The following is a 17569-nucleotide window of genomic DNA, read 5'->3' as shown; positions in this document are numbered from 1 at the left end:
CCCCGAGGGGAAAGACGTCCAGGGAGAGCGTTCGATGGTAGTGGTCATGATCGGTCCTATCGCTCGAAGTTCAGTAGCCGTAGGCGCTGGGGTCAGCACCCGGCGGGAGTTCCGCGATCTCACGCGCGATCTGCGCGCTCATCTCACGTTGAGCAGCGCGGAGGCGTCGCTTCACCTGGGGGTCAGACGTGCTCTGCAGCGCTTGGTCGAACATGCCGAGCACCGCCGACTTCTGCGGCGGCGCGGGCGGCTGCAGCCCTCGGGGCACGCGACCGTACTTCGGAATCGGCGCCACCTCGGGCTCGGGCTTCTGCTCCCACGCGGCCGGCGCGGGCGTGCTCTCGGGGGCGGGGTCCGGTCGCTGCATCTCGCGGTATCGCTCGGCGCTCTGGGTGACGTGGTGTGACGCCGGGATGAGCCGCGGCGCGTACTTCCTGGTCATCGGTCGTCCTCCTCGTGACTCGTGTGTAGGGCCGGGAACCAGCGGGAGTCCTCGGGCCCGAAGGTCGCGGGGCACCCCTCGTCGTGGCGCACGTCAACGACTCCGGGCGTCAGTACGTCCACGCCCGCAGCGCGTCCGCAAAGCGGGCAGCACCCGGTGGCGGTCGCAAGGACGCGGGCGACGACGCGATCCAGAACGACGGCGGGCGCGTTGTCGTCCAGGGTCGGCATGATCACGATGTGCCGGTCACCAAAGAGTGACCCGACCGCCCATGCTGAATATCCGACTGGCGTACCGGCAGGCGGAGTTCCGAGGAGGCCGATGATCGGTACGGCGCTCGCGGCCTGCTGGCTGCTCACCAGACGTGCGCGGAGGTCCGCGGGCGTGCTCATCGCTGCGCGATCCTCGCCTTGACGCGCTCAGCGCAGAACTCGATGCGGTCACCGCAGACGCCGCGTGCGCCGCCTTCACCGAGGCGGTAGCAGGGCTCTCCGACCGCGGCATCGTGGACCGGGCACGGCACGGTGATGATCGCAGGAACCAGGGCCGTGCGGCGGATGCCGTGGCGCACCTGCTCGGGCGTCGGCTCTGGTCGAGGATGCCCGCCGCGCGCGTGCAGTCCCGTTTCCACGCGCGCGGCGGGCTGGGGCCGCCCGGGATGCCTTACCGAGACGACCGACGCGTCAACGCCGCGAGCGGACGGCGCGGACGCGGGCTTGGAGGGGTGGGAGGATGTTGCGTTCGTGGGCATCGGCGGGCCTGTCAATCAGGCTCCGGCCCTGCTGCCAGACGAGCGTCTTCGAGGGCTGAGGCATCATGCCCTCTAGACGCCAGCGTACTACAGCAGGTTTTTCCGTGATACTCCCTGGGGGTACGAGGTACTCTTGTGGTCTGACCACACGCACGTTCGAGGGGATGGAGACCCACGATGAGCACGATGAGCATGACCTCCCGCACAATGTCGATGTCGCTCGACACGTCACGACCGACCCTGGCCGCGCGCTCGCTCGCTGCCGTGGATCGGGTCACCGATCCGAAGCTCCGGTTCGCCGCCTTCGATCGGCACATGCAGGACTTCCCGCCGCTGATCGCCAGCTGATTGACCTGAACTCGTCTGGACGCTTCACGGCGACGGGTTTCGGGTTTCGGGTTTCTTAGAAGGGGGAGCTTCGCACCCCCAGAGCTTCTAAGAGAACCCGAACACCCGAAGCCCTCTCGCGCGTGGCACGATCGATCCAGCTACGAACTCCGAGGGTCAGTCCTCGTCGGATTCAGGCAGACGCCACTGAACGCCTCGGATCTTGCCCTCCTGATGTTCTCGTGACTCGACCACGCCCTCAGCCCTCAGCACCTTGAGGAGTTTCGATCCGCTCGTGTAGGCGTCACCTGTCCCGCACAGGGTCTTCGTCCACGCCCAGCCGCCAGCGTCCGAGAGCTTCCGCAACAGCCGGTCGCGCTCGGAATCGACGGGGGCCACCGGCGCTACCGCCTTCCCCTCGGACGCCGCGCCCAGCGTGAGCCTGCCATCGTCTCCCAGGCTCACTCGGGCGTCGGAGACGATCGGGTCACCCAGCCGCGGCAGGGTGAGGAAGTGGCGCGGAGTCGTCGGGAAGATCGGGAACCGATCCGCACGCGCGATCCACATTCCGTCCCACTCGCCCATGCTTTCGAGGCCGTTCATGGGAGTGTTGACCCTCGGATCCATCGGAGAGTGCAGCACGCCCAACCCGTTCGGGATACCCGCCTCCTGCAAGAGCCTTCGGAACGCCGACGTGAACGCGCCGTAGCGGTTCGTGTCGTTGCCCAGCATGGCGGAGACACCGTCAGCAACGACGACGAGGGGCGGCTCGTGCGTGCCGGTGAAGCGAATCAGACGCTCTTCCCACCAGCCCGCCTTCGCCGGGTCGGTCAGATCGAACAGCGTTGCGCCGCCGCTCGCTGGCAGGTGCTCCACGATGAGAACACCTGCATCGAGTCCGAAGGGGCCGACGTAGCACGGAACGCCCGCGCGGGTGGAGAAGCTCAACCCACCTGCGATCAGTTCCTCGTGCACCGCTGTCGGGCGTGTCTCCGAATTGATCATCCACACGTCGCGGGCACGCTCCGCGTCGGTCATCTGTGTGGCCTCGAACGCGCCGAGGAACCGCCGATCCGGGATCAACAATGACGGTGCGAGCTCCCCGAACAGGAGCTTCGTCTTGCCCCACCCCTTCGGGCCGATGAAGGCCGGTACGGTGCCATGATTCCACAGGCCAGGAATGTAGGCGCGCGTCACCGCGCCTTCAGCTGTTGGGTCGAAGATTGGCGGCATGTTGCCGGTGTCGATCATTAGTCGATCTACCACCCTTTGCCGAGCCTTGCCTGTGATCGTGACGCCTGTCGCGTCGGTGATCCGCGCATCATGGAGGATTGCTGCACGTCTCGTTGAGGGTGCGCTCCGTAGCCGTTCATCGCCGTCGAACGGCCGGAGCTTGACCCTCTTGTCGTAGCGGTCGATCACCTCCACGACGATCCCGCTGAACCTGCTCATGCGTCGTCCTCCTCGTTGCCGTACCGGTCGCCAGACGCCAGACGCGTCTGGAAATCGCGCAGGGCTCCGTCAGCCTCCGCGCGCTCCTGCTCGCTCAACCTGAGCGGCGACGACTTCGGGAGCGCGAGGCGATCGAAATCCGCGATACTCTCGGCGCGCATGCGCTCCGCCTCGGCGATCTCGGCAGCAAGATTCTCCTCGGCGGCGCTCACGATCGAACTCCAGTCGTGAGGCTCGATGAAAGGAGCGTCGCGACGCGCAGGCACTGGTCGTCTGTGAGTGTTGGCAGCGGCTGCGTGGGTACCGGCGTCTCGCTCATTCGGACACCGCCTGGATGGGCAGTGGCTTGACGGCCGCGCCATAGCGCCGAAGACCTGTGCGCATCTTGGTTGGGCCAAGGATCTTCAGTGCGGCCTCGATTTCATCGAGGTTGAGCAGCATGGTGCCGTCATCAGCTCGGTACACCTGCAGGTATCCCTTGGATACCCAGTTCTTCGGCGTCTTGTCAGACACCTGGAAACGCTCGCGTACCTGGGCGAACGTGAGGAAGCGCGGTGTGCGCTCGGGGGTGTGCATGAGAAAAGCTCCTCAAGAAGAGGCACACGACGGTGCCGTTCTTGGGAGCTCTGGAATCGCGCTAACGCCCTGGGATTGGGTCGGCTCTCCTGCGCGGGAGGCGGTGGATTTCGAGGGCCGCCTCCGCTGCCCTCGGTAGTTCCAGTTTACCGGACAGACCGCTAGGCGGTCTATGCCATCAGGCGTCCGTTCCCGCACGACTGAGGCACCGAAACGGTCCCCTGACGGCATAGACCGCCTAGCTGATTTCCGTCCCGTCTGTAGGCCAGGGAGCGGTCGCGAAGACACGAATCCGTGGCGCACGCCCCGCCTGCGCCCGAGAGCATGTACCCTCGGGGCATATTCAGCGACTTCACCGGCGATTGTGTGTAAAGTTATGACCGAACAGCCGACACGCCTCATCAGGGTGTTCGACGAGAGCGACGTAGTCTTCACGGTCATCAACGACGGAGGAGAGAATGAAGGCGAGAAATTTGTCGATGCGCTTCAGGAGCAAGACAAGGCCAAGTTTCGCCGGTATTTCGAGTGGTTGAAGAACGGCCACCACATCAAGTCGCCCGAGAACATGCGGTACATCAGTGGCGACGACCCAAAAGACCGCGGCGCTGTAGTGCACGAACTGAAGACTCATCGACAGGGCGGACGGCGTCTCTACGTCGTTCACTTCGAGGGTCGCTGGTATGTGACCCACGGTGATCGCAAGGGTGGCGACAAACAAGTAGTGAAGAACGCCAAGAGGGCGTTCGCCATCTTCTGGGGTGGCTATGGAGAAGGAGAAGCTGATGGGACTGTTTCCGACCAATGATCCGCACCATGAGGCTGTCTACGCCAAGGAAGCGGCGATGGTCGATGCATCTGAACTCATCGCTCGCGCGCTCGAGGCCAGTGGCCTGAGCCGAGCCGAGCTCGCTCGGGTGTTGAAGGTCAGTCGAAGCGAGGTGACTGAGCGGCTTCGCGGCAACCGCAACATCACGGTTCGCAACCTTGCGGCGACCCTTCATGCTCTAGGTGCGGAATTGCAGCTCGGTGCACGGATGCCCGCGGCAGAGCAATCTAGTGCCCCGGTCGATCTGGCAAAGTACGCCGCCTGGAAGAGCCCGGCGCTTCATACGACTCATGTGTCCGAGCGTGCTGCGGCCTCTCGGTATAGGCGTCCCACCGCCCCCGAGTACAACACGCCCGTCCGTTCCGAATTCAAGCGGAAGGTCAGTGCCTGATGATCAAGTACCCGGCGCTGGAACTGCTGAGCCCGGAAGTCATGGAAGTTCGGGCCATGCGAATGGATGTCGACGAACCTCACCTCAACTGGTTAGTCGGATACGCTCCAGAGCGCGACGAAGACGACTTGGGACGCGTCGTGTTCGGTACCGTCCACGCCGGGGCCGAGGGAGGCGTGGGTGAGGTGACAGTTGCATGCCTCATGGCAGTCTCTGCAGAGGATGATCCGGGGGAGGAGTTCAAGGACCTACTGGTCCAGTCCCGAGCTTTGGAAACCCTGTGGGATACGGCGAGGATGGCGTTTCGGGCGGCAATCTCTGCCACCGAGTTTGAAGTCTCTCTGCCCGCGAAGGCCCCGGAGCCCGAAGTAAGTCAACTTGTTCGCTCGACACAAGACGACGCCGAGTCCGAGGTTGAATCTGACGTGGTGGGCGAACCGCTCAACGAGTGACTTCGCTGCCAGCTCTCAGAAATCTCACCCGAGACGCGGTCCAGGGCGCGCCCTTTTTCTCAGCAGGCATGATTTCGACTGTTAGCACAGTGGAGAGAACCGCACGCTGAACGTCGATGGGCGCGTCCAGGAACGCCTGCCCAGGGTCATCCGCCCGAAGGATCGTGCTCGACGCCGACGAGCGCAGCGCCTTCGCCATGCGGGCGTCAACCATCTCGATCTCGGCGGAAACTCGTTCCGTCGCTGCGCGTAGCTGCTTCGCGGTGATGTCACCGGCTGCGTAGTCACGCTCGAACGCATCGAGTCGGCGAGAGAGCTTCGCCCGCTCCTCGCGATCAGCGGCGATCACAGAGTCCTCGCCGGGCCGCATTGCTGCCATGACGCGCGGGTCGCGGATCAGCTCAGCCACCGCCCCACGTATGTACGCATCGGTGGGATCCGTCGAGATCGTGAGGTGCGCTCGCGCCGTGCAGCGGTAGAGGAACTTCCGCGCCCGCCCCTTGTTCGAGTTCGTGCCGCCGTAGGGCGCAGGACGCATAGCCGCACCGCACAGGCCGCACCGGTAGATGCCGCTGCCCAGCCAGCGGGTGTCGTTCCCGTGCTGTCGGCTGCGGGCCGGATCGGTCAGCATCGTGACGAGCGTCCGCCATTCGTCTTCTGGAACGATCGCGGGCCAGGCTGCCTGACCGATGATCTCCAGGTCGTAAGACCGCCCTCGGCGATCCCTGTTCGCGTTGCGACCTGGAAGACCATGAGCGAGCAATCCCGCGTTCCTAGGGCGCACCAGAACCTCTTTGAGCCGACCGTACGTCCACTCCCGCCCGGTCGCTGTTCGGCTTCCCGCGGCGTTCAGTTCGCGGGCGACGCCGGCCAGTGTACGGCCGGCCAGAATCGCCTTGGTGGCCTCACGAAGAACCTTCGCCTCGCTCGAGCGAATCGTTGTGCCGTCCTTGTCGTACCCGAAGGGGCGCTGGCCGCCGCGGTACTTCCCATCAGCCGCCATCTGATCCTTCGCCCGCTTCATCCGCTCCTTCGCGTGCTCCACCTCATGCTGAGCCGCAGCGCCGAGCATGCGCGCTACCATCCGCCCCGAGGCGGTGGCGAGATCGACAGTGCCCGCGGTCACGGTCTGAATCTGTAGATGATGCGCCTCAGCGAGGTTGACGAACTCCTCCAGCTCGGATGCGCGACGGTGCAGCCGATCCGTGTGCCACGCGACGATGCCGCGCACCTCGCCAGCGCGCACCGCGTCCAGCATCGCGCGGTACTGCGGCCTCGGAGCTCCTGAGTAGGCGCTGATGTCGTTGTCCACGTAGACCGTGACGACATCCCATCCGAGGCGCTCCGCCAGCGCTCGGCAGTCTGCCTCTTGGCGGTCGACGCCTAGTCCGCCGCCGGTCTTGTCGTGCGAGATGCGGGCGTAGATCGCGGCGGGGACGGCTGACGGCTTCTCCATATGTCTATTTTACGGTTTTGAGATCAGCCAGCCGTTCGTCGATGCCTCGCTTCCGGACGGGTCGCGTCTGCATGTGGCCATCGCCGATACTGGTAGGTCCGATTGTCGAAGAGTGCACTTTTGTGCGCGGCTCAGCGACGACGCGGGCTCGCCGCGAAGCGCGTTGGTAGGCCGTATTCGACCACGGTAGGTGAACATCGGGTGACGAAGCCATCATGGACTCGCGGTCTGATTCGATGAATGTCAATATAGAAGCATGTCAAATCAAGAGGTGGAGCTGGTTATCGTCGGGTCCGGTCCCGCCGGGTATACCGCGGCGGTCTATGCAGCCCGTGCGGGTCTCGCTCCGGTCGTGATCGCGGGTTCGGTCACCGCGGGCGGGGCGTTGATGACGACGACTGAGGTGGAGAACTTCCCCGGTTTCGTTGACGGTGTGCAGGGTCCGGGGCTGATGGAGTCGATGCGAGCGCAGGCGGAGCGGTTCGGTGCTCGGATCGTCTACGACGACGCGATTCGCGTCGATCTTGACGCCGACATGAAGACCGTTGAGACCGGTGCCGGCGAGACGTACCTGGCGCGGACAGTGATCCTGACGATGGGCTCGGCGTACCGCAAGCTCGGCCTCCCCGAGGAGGAGCGCTTGTCCGGGCACGGAGTGTCTTGGTGCGCGACGTGCGACGGGTTCTTCTTCCGTGACAAGGAGATCGCCGTGATCGGTGGCGGGGACTCGGCGATGGAAGAGGCTCTGTTCCTCACTCGGTTCGCGTCGAAAGTGACCGTCGTGCACCGGCGGGGCGAGTTCCGCGCGTCGAGGATTATGGCGCAGCGCGTGCTGGACGATCCGAAGATCGAGGTCGCGTGGGACAGCGAGGTCGCCGCGATCCTCGGCGACGAGCAGGTCACCGGGCTCATGCTGCGCGACACCGTCACCGGGGCCGAGCGCACGCTCGACGCGACGGGGGTGTTCGTCGCGATCGGGCACGATCCGCGCTCCGAGCTCGTCGCGGATCAGGTAGACACCGACGCGGACGGCTACGTTCGTGTCGCGCACCCGTCCACGCGGACGAACCTGGCTGGGGTGTTCGCGGCCGGGGATCTCGTCGATCACACGTACCGGCAGGCGATTACCGCCGCGGGCACCGGCTGCGCGGCCGCGCAGGACGCCCAGCACTACCTGTCGGACCTCGCACCCGCTACCGTTTCCGCACCTGTTCTGGAGGTCTTCGCATGAGCACCGTCACCCCCGTCACCGACGCCACTTTCCAGGACGAGGTCCTCGACTCCGAGTTGCCCGTCGTCGTCGACATCTGGGCGACCTGGTGCGGGCCGTGCAAGGCAATCGCTCCGATCCTGGATCAGCTCGCCGGCGAGTACGCGGGGCGTGTGAAGATCGTGAAGCTGGACGCCGATCAGAATCCTGAGACTGTGGCCGCCGCGGGCGTGACATCGATCCCGACCCTTGGCTTCTACCGGAACGGGGAACGGGTGGACGTGCTGATTGGCGCGCACCCGAAGCCCGTCTACTCGGCGAAGATCGAGGATCTGTTCGCATGACCGACACTCTGACCCGCGCCGCGCCGAAGCGCCTTTCCGCACTCGACCGGTGGCTGCCGCTGTGGATCGGCCTCGCCATGGTCGCGGGCCTCCTCCTCGGACGATTCGTGCCAGCGCTTTCCGACGCGCTCTCCGCAATGGAGGTCGGCGGGATCTCGATCCCGATCGGGCTGGGCCTGCTGGTGATGATGTATCCCGTGCTCGCGAAGGTCCACTATGACAAGGTCGCCGCTGTCACCGGGGACAAGAAGCTGCTGGTCTCGTCGCTGGTGCTGAACTGGCTGGCGGGCCCCGCGGTGATGTTCGCGCTCGCCTGGATCTTCCTGCCGGATCTGCCCGAGTATCGGACCGGGCTGATCATCGTGGGCCTGGCGCGGTGCATCGCGATGGTCGTGATCTGGAGCGACCTGGCCTGCGGTGACCGTGAGGCGACGGCGGTGCTCGTCGCGATCAACTCGGTCTTCCAGGTCGTGATGTTCTCGGTGCTGGGCTGGTTCTACCTCACGGTGCTGCCGGGCTGGCTGGGCCTGGACGCGCAGGGCCTGGTGGTCTCCGTCTGGCAGATCGCGCTGAACGTGCTCGTCTTCCTCGGCGTGCCGCTGGTGGCGGGCTTCGCGTCGCGATGGATCGGCGAGAAGCGCCGCGGCCGCGCCTGGTACGAGGAGAAGTTCCTCCCCGCGGTTGGACCATGGGCGCTGTACGGGCTGCTGTTCACGATCGTTCTGCTGTTCGCGCTGCAGGGTGAGCAGGTCACGTCCCGCCCGCTGGATGTGGCGCGGATCGCGCTGCCGCTGTTGATCTACTTCGGCCTGATGTGGTTCGCGGGGCTGCTGCTCGGCAAAGCGCTCGGCCTCGGCTACGCACGGTCGACGACGCTCGCGTTCACCGCGGCGGGCAACAACTTCGAACTCGCCATCGCGGTCGCGATCGGCACCTTCGGCGCGGCCTCCGGGCAGGCCCTCGCGGGCGTTGTCGGCCCCCTGATCGAAGTGCCCGTGCTGGTCGGCCTCGTCTACGTCTCACTCTGGGCCGCGAAGGCCTGGTTCCGCACCGACCCCTACGCCGTCGAATCGAGGACGTCATGACCGATACCGCCGTCAACTCCGACACGGAGGCGTGCGCGCCGTCCGCGACGCATGCCATCGGCACCGAGGCCGCGACTACCGTGGCCGGCGCGCTAAAGGCGCTCGCTGATCCGCTGCGTCTGCGGATGCTCTCCGCGATCGCGACCGACCCGCGCGGAGAGTCCTGCGTGTGCGACCTCGCCGAGCTCGCCGAGGTGTCACAGCCGACGGTCTCCCACCATCTGAAGGTGCTGAAGGAGACGGGGATGCTGCTGTCCGAGCGGCGGGGTACCTGGGTGTACTACCGCATCGCGCCGGGCAGGCAGCGCGCGGTCGCGGCTCTCCTTGACGCGTTCGCTCCCGCCGCAGCCGTCACGGACGAGCCTGAAGACACCGCGGCACGGGCCGAGGCCTTGCAGCAGATGGACGCCCGCGTGACCCGCCTCGCCGAGGAACTTACGGACGAGCTGACCGGGCTGAACCGGGAACTCGTGGTCGCGATCGTGCGCGAGTCCTACGCGGGCCTGGTGCGTTCGGCGAAGCTGACGGCGCACCTGATCCCGCTCACCGAACGCTTCGCCCGACAGCGCCTGGCCGACCTGACCCGTGATCGCAGCGCGGGCGTGCCGCAGGTACTGTTCGTGTGCGTGCAGAACGCGGGCCGCTCGCAACTCGCCGCCGCGATCGTCAACCGGCTCGCCGGGGGCAAGGTCATCGCCCGCTCCGCCGGGTCGACGCCTGCGGTGGATGTGCACCCGCACGTGCGCTCCCTGCTCACCGAGATCGAAGGCGAGCAGGAAGCCGATACGGCGTTCCCGAAGCCGCTGACCGACGACGCGGTGCGCGCCGCGGACGTGGTGGTGACGATGGGCTGCGGCGACGTGTGCCCGATCATCCCCGGCGTCCGCTACGAGGACTGGGCCGTCGGAGACCCAGCGCTGGCCTCCCCGGAAGGGGTCGAAGCGATCCGCGACGATATCGAGGGCCGCGTGCGCGAGCTCCTCGCCACCCTCACCGACTGAAAGAAGCGAACAACGATGACTGATCAGAAGCCCTCCGTCCTCTTCGTCTGCGTCCACAACGCCGGGCGCTCCCAGATGGCTGCCGGCTGGCTCCGCGAGCTCGCCGGGGACCGCGTCGAGGTCCGCTCCGCCGGATCCATGCCCGCCGACCAGATCAACCCCGTCGCCGTCGAGGCGATGCGTGAGGTAGGCATCGACATCACCGGCGAGCAGCCGAAGGTGCTCACCACGGAGGCGGTGCAGGACTCCGACGTCGTGGTCACGATGGGCTGCGGCGACGCCTGTCCGTTCTTCCCGAGCAAGCGCTACGAGGACTGGAAGCTCGACGACCCGGCAGGGCAGGGCATCGAGTCGGTGCGCCCGATCCGCGACGAGATCAAACGCCGCATCGAAGCGCTCCTCTCCGAGCTGATCGGACAGTGAGCCGGGTGGTGAGCGCACGACCTTCGTCCGAGCGTGGTCGCGTCGGGGAGGTGTTTCGGGCGTTCGCGAAGCTCGGCGTGACGTCGTTCGGCGGCCCTGTCGCGCATCTCGGATACTTCCGCGAGGAGCTCGTCGCCAGACGGAAGTGGGTGAGCGACGCGCAGTACGCGGAGCTCGTCGCCCTGTGCCAGTTCCTCCCCGGGCCGGCGTCGAGCCAGGTGGGCTTCGCGCTCGGCCTCGTTCGCGCAGGCTTCCGCGGGGCGCTGGCGGCATGGGCGGCGTTCACGTTGCCGTCCGCGGTGCTGCTGGTGTTCTTCGCCATCGGCGCGGTGTCCCTGGACGGCTCCGTGGGTGCGGGGTTACTTCTGGGTCTTAAAGCCGTCGCCGTGGCGGTTGTCGCGCACGCCGTGCTGGGGATGGCCCGAACGCTCACGCCCGATGTCCGCCGCGCCCTGATCGGCGTCGCCGCCGCGGTGCTGGCGCTGCTGCTGACGGGGAACCTTGGCCAGCTCGCCGCGATCCTCATTGGCCTGGCCTCGGGGATCCTCTGGTGCCGGCGGATCGACGTCGCAGCCTCCGAGCCGCTTGCCGTGCGCGTCTCGCGGCGTCTCGGGGCCTCGTGCCTGGTCGTGCTCGGCGTTCTGCTCGTCGCACTTCCCGTGGCCACCGCGCTGACGCGCAACGCCTGGTTCGGGATCGCGGACGCATTCACTCGAGCAGGAGCGCTCGTCTTCGGGGGCGGGCACGTCGTCCTGCCGCTGCTACAGGCGGAGCCTGCCGTCGCGGGCGCGCTCAGCCACGACCAGTTCCTCGCAGGTTACGGTGCGGCACAGGCCGTGCCTGGTCCGCTGTTCACCTTCGCCGCCTACCTCGGCTTCGAGATGCAGGACGGATGGGCGGCACCGCTCGCGGCGCTCCTCGCCCTCGCCGCTGTCTTCGTGCCCGGCCTGCTGCTCCTGCTCGGTGTGCTTCCCTTCTGGGAGCGCCTTCGCGGGAACCCCACGGTCCGCTCAGCGATGGCAGGCGCGAACGCCGCGGTGGTCGGGATTCTCGCCGCCGCGCTGTGGACGCCCGTGATCACATCCGGAGTGACCGGACTCGCCCCCTTGATCATCGCGCTCGGGTGCTTCCTCATGCTCACCGTCTGGAAGCTGCCGGCATGGATCGCTGTGCTCGCCGGCGCGGCGGCAGGCATCATCGCGAGCGTCGCCGGGATCGGCCTCGCCTGGGCATGATCATGCCCTGATGCGGTCGCCCAGCAGGCCGATGAACTCATCGGCCGCGGCGAGCTGCTTCTCGAGTTTCGCCCGCCGCTGCTCCGCGTCAATAAGGAACTCGGAGAGAAGCTGAGTGGCCTCAGTCCCGACGGAGCCTTCGACCTGGCCGGCGTCTAGCGCCCGCAGCAGATCGCCCATCTGCTCCAGCGAGTACCCGAGCGGCTTCATCCGGCGGATGAGCATGAGCCGTTCGTAGTCGTCCTCGGTGTAGAGGCGGAACCCGCCCTCGGACCTGCCGGAAGGCTCGAGGAGGCCGATTTCGTCGTAGTGGCGCAGCGTCCGCAGGGACAGCTCGGTGCGCTCGGCGAGCTCACCAATGTGCATCATCGCGGTTCCAGGCACGGCGCAGCTCCTTCTCATTCGCCCCCAACTCTCACGTTACGTTAGAGTTGTGGTTGGCTCGCATCTTCTAGCGGGTTTCATTCCGACTGCCACCCCTGACCGGGGTGCACCGTCGGGCGCGCGCAGACGCGCACTCACGCTTTCGATGGTGTCACATCGACCCATCTCGACCCCTGGGAGGCCTGCCTCATGACGACCATGACCGACGACAAGACGCGATACCGACCCGAGCCCTCGGTGCTGACTGCACTGAAGACCCCGCGGATCCTCACCCGCGAGGTCCTAGCTGGCCTCGTCGTCGCGCTGGCGCTGATCCCTGAGGCGATCTCGTTCTCGATCATCGCAGGGGTCGATCCGAAGGTCGGGCTGTTCTCGTCGTTCATCATGGCGGTGACGATCGCGTTCGTCGGTGGACGCCCGGCCATGATCACGGCGGCGACCGGTGCGATCGCTCTGGTCATTGCGCCCGTGGCGCGTGAGTACGGCATGGACTACTTCATCGCGACGGTGCTGCTCGCGGGCGTGCTGCAGATCGTGCTCGCGGTGCTCGGCGTCGCGAAGCTGATGCGGTTCATCCCGCGTAGCGTCATGGTCGGCTTCGTGAACGCCCTGGCGATCCTGATCTTCATGGCTCAGGTGCCCGAGCTCGTGGGGGTGCCATGGATGGTGTACCCGCTCGTCGCGGTCGGGCTGGCGATCATGGTGTTCATGCCGAAGATCACCAAGGTGGTCCCGGCTCCGCTGGTGTCCATCGTGCTCGTCACCGCCGCGGTCGTGGTCTTCGCGATCAACGTTCCTGCGGTCGGCGACAAGGGCGAGCTGCCCCGCAGTCTGCCGGAGCTGTTCATCCCGAACGTGCCCTTCACGTGGGAGACGCTGACGATCATCGCCCCGTACGCGCTGGCGATGGCGCTCGTCGGTCTCATGGAGTCCCTGATGACCGCGAAGCTCGTGGACGACGTCACCGACACTCACTCGAACAAGACTCGTGAAGGCTGGGGCCAGGGCGTCGCGAACATCGCGTCCGGCTTCTTCGGCGGCATGGGCGGGTGCGCGATGATCGGCCAGACCATGATCAACGTGAAGGCGTCCGGTGCGCGCACCCGCATCTCGACGTTCCTCGCGGGCGTCTTCCTCCTGATCCTCATCGTCGTGCTCGGCGATGTCGTCGCGATCATCCCGATGGCGGCGCTGGTCGCGGTGATGATCATGGTCTCGGTCGGGACATTCGACTGGCACTCCATCAAGCCCTCCACGCTGAAGCGGATGCCGAAGAGCGAGACCGCCGTCATGGTCATCACCGTCGCTGTCGTCGTCGCGACCCACAACCTTGCGATCGGCGTGATTGTCGGCGTCTTCGTTGCGGCGATCATGTTCGTGCGCCGAGTGGCGCACCTCGTGGACGTCACCCGCGAGGTCAGCGACCGCGACGGCGCTCAGGTCGCGCACTACACCGTCGAGGGGCAGCTGTTGTTCGCCTCCAGCAACGACCTCACCACGATGTTCGAGTACACCGAAGATCCCGAACGGGTGGTCATCGACCTCACGAGGTCGCACGTCTGGGACGCATCGACCGTCGCGGCGCTCGATGCGATCGAGACGAAGTATGAGCATCACGGCAAGACCGTCGAGTTCGTCGGAATGAACGACTACACAAACGCGTTCCACGCCCGACTCACCGGCGGGCTCGGGAACGGTCACTGACCTGCAGGAGGCAATGGCGGTCGCGGTTTAATCAGGGTTCTGCACGGAGCTTTGGATAGTCCGTCCAGTCGCCACTGGCAAGGCGCGACCAGGCAGCTGCTGACGCTGCTGTGATGCCGAGGAGATCGGAGACGATTCGTGGGTGCATCTGCCGGGTCAATTCGATCAGCGCGGTCGTCCGAGCGCTTCCTGAACGCAGCCCCTGCTGGCGCAGACGTCGGCTGAGTGGGCCTGGCGTGAGATGCAGCCCCGGATTCCTGCCGGGAAAGAGCCATCCCTCGGGTCGGTGTCTCGATGTGTCAGCGAGCTCGGCGATCGCATTCCCGAGGACCTCGGGCAGTTCGATTGGCTCGGCTCCGATGGTGAGCTTCACCGGTCGCGTTGTCAGGTCGACCTGATCACGGGTGAGCGCGACGATGCGAGTGAGGTGGAGGCCGTAGAGGAGCACGAGCAACCCAGCGGCACGCGTCTTGGGATCCATGTCCAGGTCCGAGAGGAACCTGCGAGCCATCTGCCACCGATGGTCGGATTCGTAGTGCCGGCCCTCGAGGTGGCTCGTGCGGAACTCTACGTGGAGTGTGCTGAGCCGGTGCCGTCGCAGCCAGCGTGTGAACGGGGCGAGGGCGTCGCGCTGGCTCGGTGAGCCCGTGAGAAATGCGTCGAGTCCGCGCTGCGAGAAGGTGGCCAGCGTCTCGTGCTGCGATCGGATCTCGTGCAGGAGCGCGGCGCAATGCCTGAGTGCTGCCCGCTGTCTCTGGAAGCCGGCCGCGGGGCTTGAGGGGCCCTGCGACACAGCCCGGAACGCTCTGGTGGACCGAAGAAGCTCCCAGGTGCAGTATCGACGCAGGATCAGCCGATCGTCGGCAGCTTCGATGCTCGCCAGCCATTCTTCAACCCAGTGATCGAAACGCACGGTCTCGACGTCGAGTTCTGGCAGCACGTTGGAGCGGACCAGCAGTGAGAGAAGGAAGGCGACCGACTGGCCAGACCGGGCCCTCGTGATGATCGCGTCCGCGGTGAGAGGCAGGGTTTCGTCTGCGAGTTCACGGAGCACGGCGGCGCATTTGCTCTTGTGCTGCCACCGCTCGAGAGAATTCGCCTTGCCGTGATGTGTGAGGAGGTAATCCGCGAGCGGCTGGAGTGCGGGACGGACATTGCCTGTGTCATCGCAGAGGAGCCGCTGGATGGTGATCGGTCGTCGACACTCGGCGCAGAGGCGATGCTTACGCACTTCTTCAATTGATCCGCAGCTGGGGCATGCCATCGTGATCGGCGAGCCGGCGCAATCGGCGCAGACCGTCTGCCCGTTCATGAACCCGGTGAGGAACACCTTGCGTCCGCACTCAGGGCAGGGTTGCGGGGTGCGCATCGCGTAGTAGCAACGAGCGCATACTCGCCGCCCGTCGAGATGGGAAGCGACACGTCCCGGTTCGCCGCAGAGCCCGCAGGTCTTGATCGGTGCGGTGTAGCAGTTCAGGCAGACGAGCTCGGGACGGCGGACGACGATAGTTGCCTGCTGACCGCACCGGGAGCAAAGGCCGAACGATCGACGATCAGCTCGCCAACATTCGCGGCAGAACCGCTTCCCGTCGATGGTGCGCTGCACTGGCCTGACCCGTCCGCAGGTCGCGCAGGCGACCGATCTGGCGTTCCGCTCGCAGCGCGAGCAATGCCTCCCGCCGTTCGGGGTCTTATGCGGCATCCGGACTGCTCGCCCACATGACTCGCATGTCGGCAGCACCACCCGGCTCGCTCCTTCTGCGACGAGTGCGTGGGCCAGGTCTTGGACGGTTACTGGCACGTTCCGGTGCTGGCCCTCCAACACCCCGGGTTGCTTCAGCAATGCGAGTTCGAGAAGCCGTTGCGTGAGGGGTACCGGCGCGACCGAATGCACGATCTCGGCCAGTTGCTCGGGTGAGATCTCAGGAACGAGAGGACGGACGAGAGCGACGATCTCCGCGACCCTCGGCTCCTGCGGAGGCTTCGCCGCCACGCTACTTCGTGCGCGGCCGGCGGATGGCGGCACGAACCGGCCGGAGATCGCCGATGGATCCGCGCGTCGCTTCCTCGCCCACGGCGACCGGGATCCCGGCCTCACGGCGGGTGATCGTCACGAGATCGTCGAGTGTGCACTCCAGCGCATCACAGAGTGCTGCGAGGACATCGAGGCGGACGCGCTGTGGCGGCTGCGTCACCAGCCGATACACCTGCTCCCGTGACAGGTCGATGCCGCGCTCCTCGAGCAGCGGCTTCAGCTTCGACGTCTGGAAGATCCCGCGCGATGCCATCACGCTGCGCAGGTTCCAACCGGTCTCGAGCTCAACGACCATCAGCTTCTCCTTCGATCAGGGCCTTCAACGCCTCCGCGAGCACCCGGTTCTTATAGTCCGAACTGACAGAGGCGTAGATGGAAGTCGTCGACGCGTGCATGTGCCCCACCTGCTCCTGGACGAACCGCTCCGCGTAGCCGAACTCCAGAAGGTGCGTGACGTACGAATGCCGGAGGCTATGCAGCGTTAGATCCTTCGACAGGCCAGCCTCGTCGCGCAACTCTGCGAACCTCCGGTCGAGATACCCGGCGGACAGGCGCGTACGCCGCTCGGTCACCCAGAGCGCGTCGAGGTCGGCACGCGGGGCGAAACGCTCCCTCGCTTGCTCGAGCCACTGCTGCATGCCTGGCACCCACCAATCGAACTCCGGCACCAGCAGGACCGTCCTACGACGAGGCGCACCGCCTCCCGCCGCCTTCGCCCATCGCACGTGGATCGCGCCGTAGCGCCCCCATTGGCGCATCTTGGCATTGTGATGCAGATCGACGGTGTCGAGCATGACCGCCTCGGTCCGGCGCAGCCCGAACGCATACACGGTCTTCAGCAGTTGCGCGTCCCTCAAGGCTCCGAGCGCGCCCTTCCGCCCGGAATTGACCAGCAGCTCGACACGGGCATCGGCCGTGTCGAACAGGCGCTCGACCTCGTCATACGTGAACGGACGACGCTTCCCGTCACCTTCGAACTCAAACCGGTGGGCGACCGTGTTCCATGGCAGGCACACCTGCGACGGGAACTCTCCGAACTCCCGATCGCAGATCTCCATCCAGTCGTACAACGGGCTCGTGAGGTAATCGCAGAACCCACGGATCGCACCATGATTGGCGCGCATCGTCGAGAGCGTCCGCGTACGCCCGCCGGACTCAGCGGTGAACTCGTCGACATCCGCGACGCTCCACTTCCACGGCGGTTTATCCACCAAGTCGCGGAACCTCACCACGGTGGCCACCCGATTCCGGATGGTCTGCTCACGCAGGCCTCGCGACAGCTGCTGCTTCCGCCAGCCTTCGATCATCGCGTCGAAGACCTGCTGCTCCGGGTTCACCAACACGACGTTCGACGTCGAAGTGATCAGCCGAAGCGCGGCAGGAGAGGCCCCAAAATCTTGCATTAGATGCAACAAAGTACGAGACAGTGCATCACCCTGTCAACTCTGATCCCAACATCCGCGAGATCACGCTGT

The 17569-nt window shown here is 66.0% G+C and carries 22 protein-coding genes; 11 read left to right on the top strand and 11 right to left on the bottom strand.

The genetic code is table 11. The annotated features are described in order from the left end of the window. Positions 1-70: 70 nt before the first annotated feature. From RN51_RS06575 to RN51_RS06565, 3 genes are read right to left on the bottom strand one after another with little or no spacing between them, the layout of a single operon-like run. A complete protein-coding gene (locus RN51_RS06575) occupies positions 71-442 on the bottom strand; it encodes a hypothetical protein (protein ID WP_045263252.1) in 372 nt (123 codons plus the stop codon). Continuing rightward, entirely contained in the window at positions 439-834 is a 396-nt protein-coding gene (locus RN51_RS06570; RefSeq protein ID WP_045263251.1) for a hypothetical protein, read from the bottom strand. The genes RN51_RS06575 and RN51_RS06570 overlap by 4 nt, the downstream gene beginning before the upstream one ends. Then, a complete protein-coding gene (locus RN51_RS06565) occupies positions 831-1073 on the bottom strand; it encodes a hypothetical protein (protein ID WP_156149118.1) in 243 nt (80 codons plus the stop codon). Before RN51_RS06565 ends, RN51_RS06570 begins: the two co-directional genes overlap by 4 nt. 297 nt (positions 1074-1370) lie before the next feature. Between RN51_RS06565 and RN51_RS18380 the strand changes: the two genes are divergently transcribed. Beyond that, positions 1371-1541 carry a hypothetical protein gene (locus tag RN51_RS18380; protein ID WP_197073194.1) on the top strand — a complete coding sequence of 57 codons (171 nt, stop codon included), beginning with the start codon at positions 1371-1373 and terminating at the stop codon, positions 1539-1541. Positions 1542-1697: 156 nt separating this feature from the next. Here RN51_RS18380 and RN51_RS06560 read toward each other — a convergent pair whose 3' ends face one another. The 3 genes from RN51_RS06560 to RN51_RS06550 all read right to left on the bottom strand — a co-directional run bounded on the left by RN51_RS06560 (position 1698) and on the right by RN51_RS06550 (position 3548). Next, complete coding sequence (locus tag RN51_RS06560; RefSeq protein WP_156149116.1) at positions 1698-2948, bottom strand: hypothetical protein; 1251 nt, start codon at positions 2946-2948, stop codon at positions 1698-1700. 20 nt (positions 2949-2968) lie between these two features. Beyond that, complete coding sequence (locus RN51_RS06555; protein ID WP_156149115.1) at positions 2969-3184, bottom strand: hypothetical protein; 216 nt, start codon at positions 3182-3184, stop codon at positions 2969-2971. 103 nt (positions 3185-3287) lie between these two features. After that, positions 3288-3548 carry a hypothetical protein gene (locus RN51_RS06550; RefSeq protein ID WP_045263247.1) on the bottom strand — a complete coding sequence of 87 codons (261 nt, stop codon included), beginning with the start codon at positions 3546-3548 and terminating at the stop codon, positions 3288-3290. A gap of 376 nt (positions 3549-3924) precedes the next feature. On the opposite strand from RN51_RS06550, the gene RN51_RS18375 reads away from it, so the two are divergent. Genes RN51_RS18375 through RN51_RS06535 form a run of 3 tightly spaced genes read left to right on the top strand, consistent with a single transcriptional unit; the run spans position 3925 to position 5217 of the window. Next, the gene (locus RN51_RS18375; protein ID WP_045263246.1) at positions 3925-4353 is read left to right on the top strand and encodes a type II toxin-antitoxin system RelE/ParE family toxin; all 429 of its coding nucleotides are present in this window, start codon (positions 3925-3927) and stop codon (positions 4351-4353) included. Continuing rightward, positions 4313-4765 (top strand): helix-turn-helix domain-containing protein, encoded by a 453-nt coding sequence (locus RN51_RS06540; RefSeq protein WP_082066481.1) that lies wholly within the window; start codon positions 4313-4315, stop codon positions 4763-4765. The genes RN51_RS18375 and RN51_RS06540 overlap by 41 nt, the downstream gene beginning before the upstream one ends. Next, positions 4765-5217: a hypothetical protein gene (locus RN51_RS06535; RefSeq protein WP_045263244.1), complete on the top strand. Its 453-nt coding sequence runs from the start codon at positions 4765-4767 to the stop codon at positions 5215-5217. Before RN51_RS06540 ends, RN51_RS06535 begins: the two co-directional genes overlap by 1 nt. Here RN51_RS06535 and RN51_RS17945 read toward each other — a convergent pair. Further along, positions 5207-6673: a recombinase family protein gene (locus tag RN51_RS17945; RefSeq protein WP_052674620.1), complete on the bottom strand. Its 1467-nt coding sequence runs from the start codon at positions 6671-6673 to the stop codon at positions 5207-5209. The two genes, RN51_RS06535 and RN51_RS17945, sit on opposite strands and share 11 nt — an antisense overlap. 256 nt (positions 6674-6929) lie before the next feature. Here RN51_RS17945 and trxB point away from each other — a divergent pair, with 256 nt between their 5' ends. From trxB to chrA, 6 genes are read left to right on the top strand one after another with little or no spacing between them, the layout of a single operon-like run. Then, entirely contained in the window at positions 6930-7904 is a 975-nt protein-coding gene (gene trxB, locus RN51_RS06525; protein ID WP_045263243.1) for a thioredoxin-disulfide reductase, read from the top strand. Then, positions 7901-8227 carry a thioredoxin gene (trxA, locus tag RN51_RS06520; RefSeq protein ID WP_045263242.1) on the top strand — a complete coding sequence of 109 codons (327 nt, stop codon included), beginning with the start codon at positions 7901-7903 and terminating at the stop codon, positions 8225-8227. The genes trxB and trxA overlap by 4 nt, the downstream gene beginning before the upstream one ends. Then, positions 8224-9312 carry an ACR3 family arsenite efflux transporter gene (gene arsB, locus RN51_RS06515; protein ID WP_045263241.1) on the top strand — a complete coding sequence of 363 codons (1089 nt, stop codon included), beginning with the start codon at positions 8224-8226 and terminating at the stop codon, positions 9310-9312. The genes trxA and arsB overlap by 4 nt, the downstream gene beginning before the upstream one ends. After that, on the top strand, positions 9309-10313 hold the full coding sequence (locus RN51_RS06510) for a metalloregulator ArsR/SmtB family transcription factor (RefSeq protein WP_045263240.1): 1005 nt from the start codon (positions 9309-9311) through the stop codon (positions 10311-10313). Before arsB ends, RN51_RS06510 begins: the two co-directional genes overlap by 4 nt. Before the next feature lie 15 nt (positions 10314-10328). Then, positions 10329-10736, top strand: coding sequence for an arsenate reductase ArsC (locus RN51_RS06505; protein ID WP_045263239.1), 408 nt, complete (start codon positions 10329-10331; stop codon positions 10734-10736). Between the two features lie 8 nt (positions 10737-10744). Continuing rightward, positions 10745-11971 (top strand): chromate efflux transporter, encoded by a 1227-nt coding sequence (gene chrA / locus RN51_RS06500; RefSeq protein ID WP_231579239.1) that lies wholly within the window; start codon positions 10745-10747, stop codon positions 11969-11971. Here chrA and RN51_RS06495 read toward each other — a convergent pair whose 3' ends face one another. After that, positions 11972-12355, bottom strand: coding sequence for a MerR family transcriptional regulator (locus RN51_RS06495; RefSeq protein WP_045263237.1), 384 nt, complete (start codon positions 12353-12355; stop codon positions 11972-11974). It lies immediately after the preceding gene. 189 nt (positions 12356-12544) lie between these two features. Between RN51_RS06495 and RN51_RS06490 the strand changes: the two genes are divergently transcribed. Beyond that, positions 12545-14059, top strand: coding sequence for a SulP family inorganic anion transporter (locus tag RN51_RS06490; protein ID WP_045263236.1), 1515 nt, complete (start codon positions 12545-12547; stop codon positions 14057-14059). A gap of 31 nt (positions 14060-14090) precedes the next feature. On the opposite strand, the gene RN51_RS06485 is transcribed toward RN51_RS06490, so the two are convergent. The 3 genes from RN51_RS06485 to RN51_RS06475 all read right to left on the bottom strand — a co-directional run bounded on the left by RN51_RS06485 (position 14091) and on the right by RN51_RS06475 (position 17434). Beyond that, positions 14091-15665 carry a hypothetical protein gene (locus tag RN51_RS06485; RefSeq protein ID WP_231579238.1) on the bottom strand — a complete coding sequence of 525 codons (1575 nt, stop codon included), beginning with the start codon at positions 15663-15665 and terminating at the stop codon, positions 14091-14093. A 388-nt stretch (positions 15666-16053) separates the two neighbouring features. After that, positions 16054-16389 carry a helix-turn-helix domain-containing protein gene (locus RN51_RS06480; protein ID WP_045263234.1) on the bottom strand — a complete coding sequence of 112 codons (336 nt, stop codon included), beginning with the start codon at positions 16387-16389 and terminating at the stop codon, positions 16054-16056. After that, complete coding sequence (locus tag RN51_RS06475; RefSeq protein WP_045263336.1) at positions 16379-17434, bottom strand: tyrosine-type recombinase/integrase; 1056 nt, start codon at positions 17432-17434, stop codon at positions 16379-16381. The genes RN51_RS06480 and RN51_RS06475 overlap by 11 nt, the downstream gene beginning before the upstream one ends. Between the last annotated feature and the right edge of the window lie 135 nt (positions 17435-17569).

The organism is Microbacterium oxydans (assembly GCF_000956405.1).
Classification (GTDB): domain Bacteria; phylum Actinomycetota; class Actinomycetes; order Actinomycetales; family Microbacteriaceae; genus Microbacterium; species Microbacterium oxydans_C.
This window is presented reverse-complemented; position numbering and strand designations above follow the sequence as displayed.

Excerpts from the sequence above, each read along its gene's own strand:
- arsB (WP_045263241.1), top strand. The coding sequence starts at position 8,224 with ATGACCGACACTCTGACCCGCGCCGCGCCGAAGCGCCTTTCCGCACTC.
- RN51_RS06570 (WP_045263251.1), bottom strand. The coding sequence starts at position 834 with ATGAGCACGCCCGCGGACCTCCGCGCACGTCTGGTGAGCAGCCAGCAG.
- trxA (WP_045263242.1), top strand. The coding sequence starts at position 7,901 with ATGAGCACCGTCACCCCCGTCACCGACGCCACTTTCCAGGACGAGGTC.
- RN51_RS06505 (WP_045263239.1), top strand. The coding sequence starts at position 10,329 with ATGACTGATCAGAAGCCCTCCGTCCTCTTCGTCTGCGTCCACAACGCC.
- RN51_RS18380 (WP_197073194.1), top strand. The coding sequence starts at position 1,371 with ATGAGCACGATGAGCATGACCTCCCGCACAATGTCGATGTCGCTCGAC.
- RN51_RS06535 (WP_045263244.1), top strand. The coding sequence starts at position 4,765 with ATGATCAAGTACCCGGCGCTGGAACTGCTGAGCCCGGAAGTCATGGAA.
- RN51_RS18375 (WP_045263246.1), top strand. The coding sequence starts at position 3,925 with ATGACCGAACAGCCGACACGCCTCATCAGGGTGTTCGACGAGAGCGAC.
- RN51_RS17945 (WP_052674620.1), bottom strand. The coding sequence starts at position 6,673 with ATGGAGAAGCCGTCAGCCGTCCCCGCCGCGATCTACGCCCGCATCTCG.
- RN51_RS06490 (WP_045263236.1), top strand. The coding sequence starts at position 12,545 with ATGACGACCATGACCGACGACAAGACGCGATACCGACCCGAGCCCTCG.
- RN51_RS06510 (WP_045263240.1), top strand. The coding sequence starts at position 9,309 with ATGACCGATACCGCCGTCAACTCCGACACGGAGGCGTGCGCGCCGTCC.
- RN51_RS06480 (WP_045263234.1), bottom strand. The coding sequence starts at position 16,389 with ATGGTCGTTGAGCTCGAGACCGGTTGGAACCTGCGCAGCGTGATGGCA.
- RN51_RS06550 (WP_045263247.1), bottom strand. The coding sequence starts at position 3,548 with ATGCACACCCCCGAGCGCACACCGCGCTTCCTCACGTTCGCCCAGGTA.
- RN51_RS06540 (WP_082066481.1), top strand. The coding sequence starts at position 4,313 with ATGGAGAAGGAGAAGCTGATGGGACTGTTTCCGACCAATGATCCGCAC.
- RN51_RS06575 (WP_045263252.1), bottom strand. The coding sequence starts at position 442 with ATGACCAGGAAGTACGCGCCGCGGCTCATCCCGGCGTCACACCACGTC.
- trxB (WP_045263243.1), top strand. The coding sequence starts at position 6,930 with ATGTCAAATCAAGAGGTGGAGCTGGTTATCGTCGGGTCCGGTCCCGCC.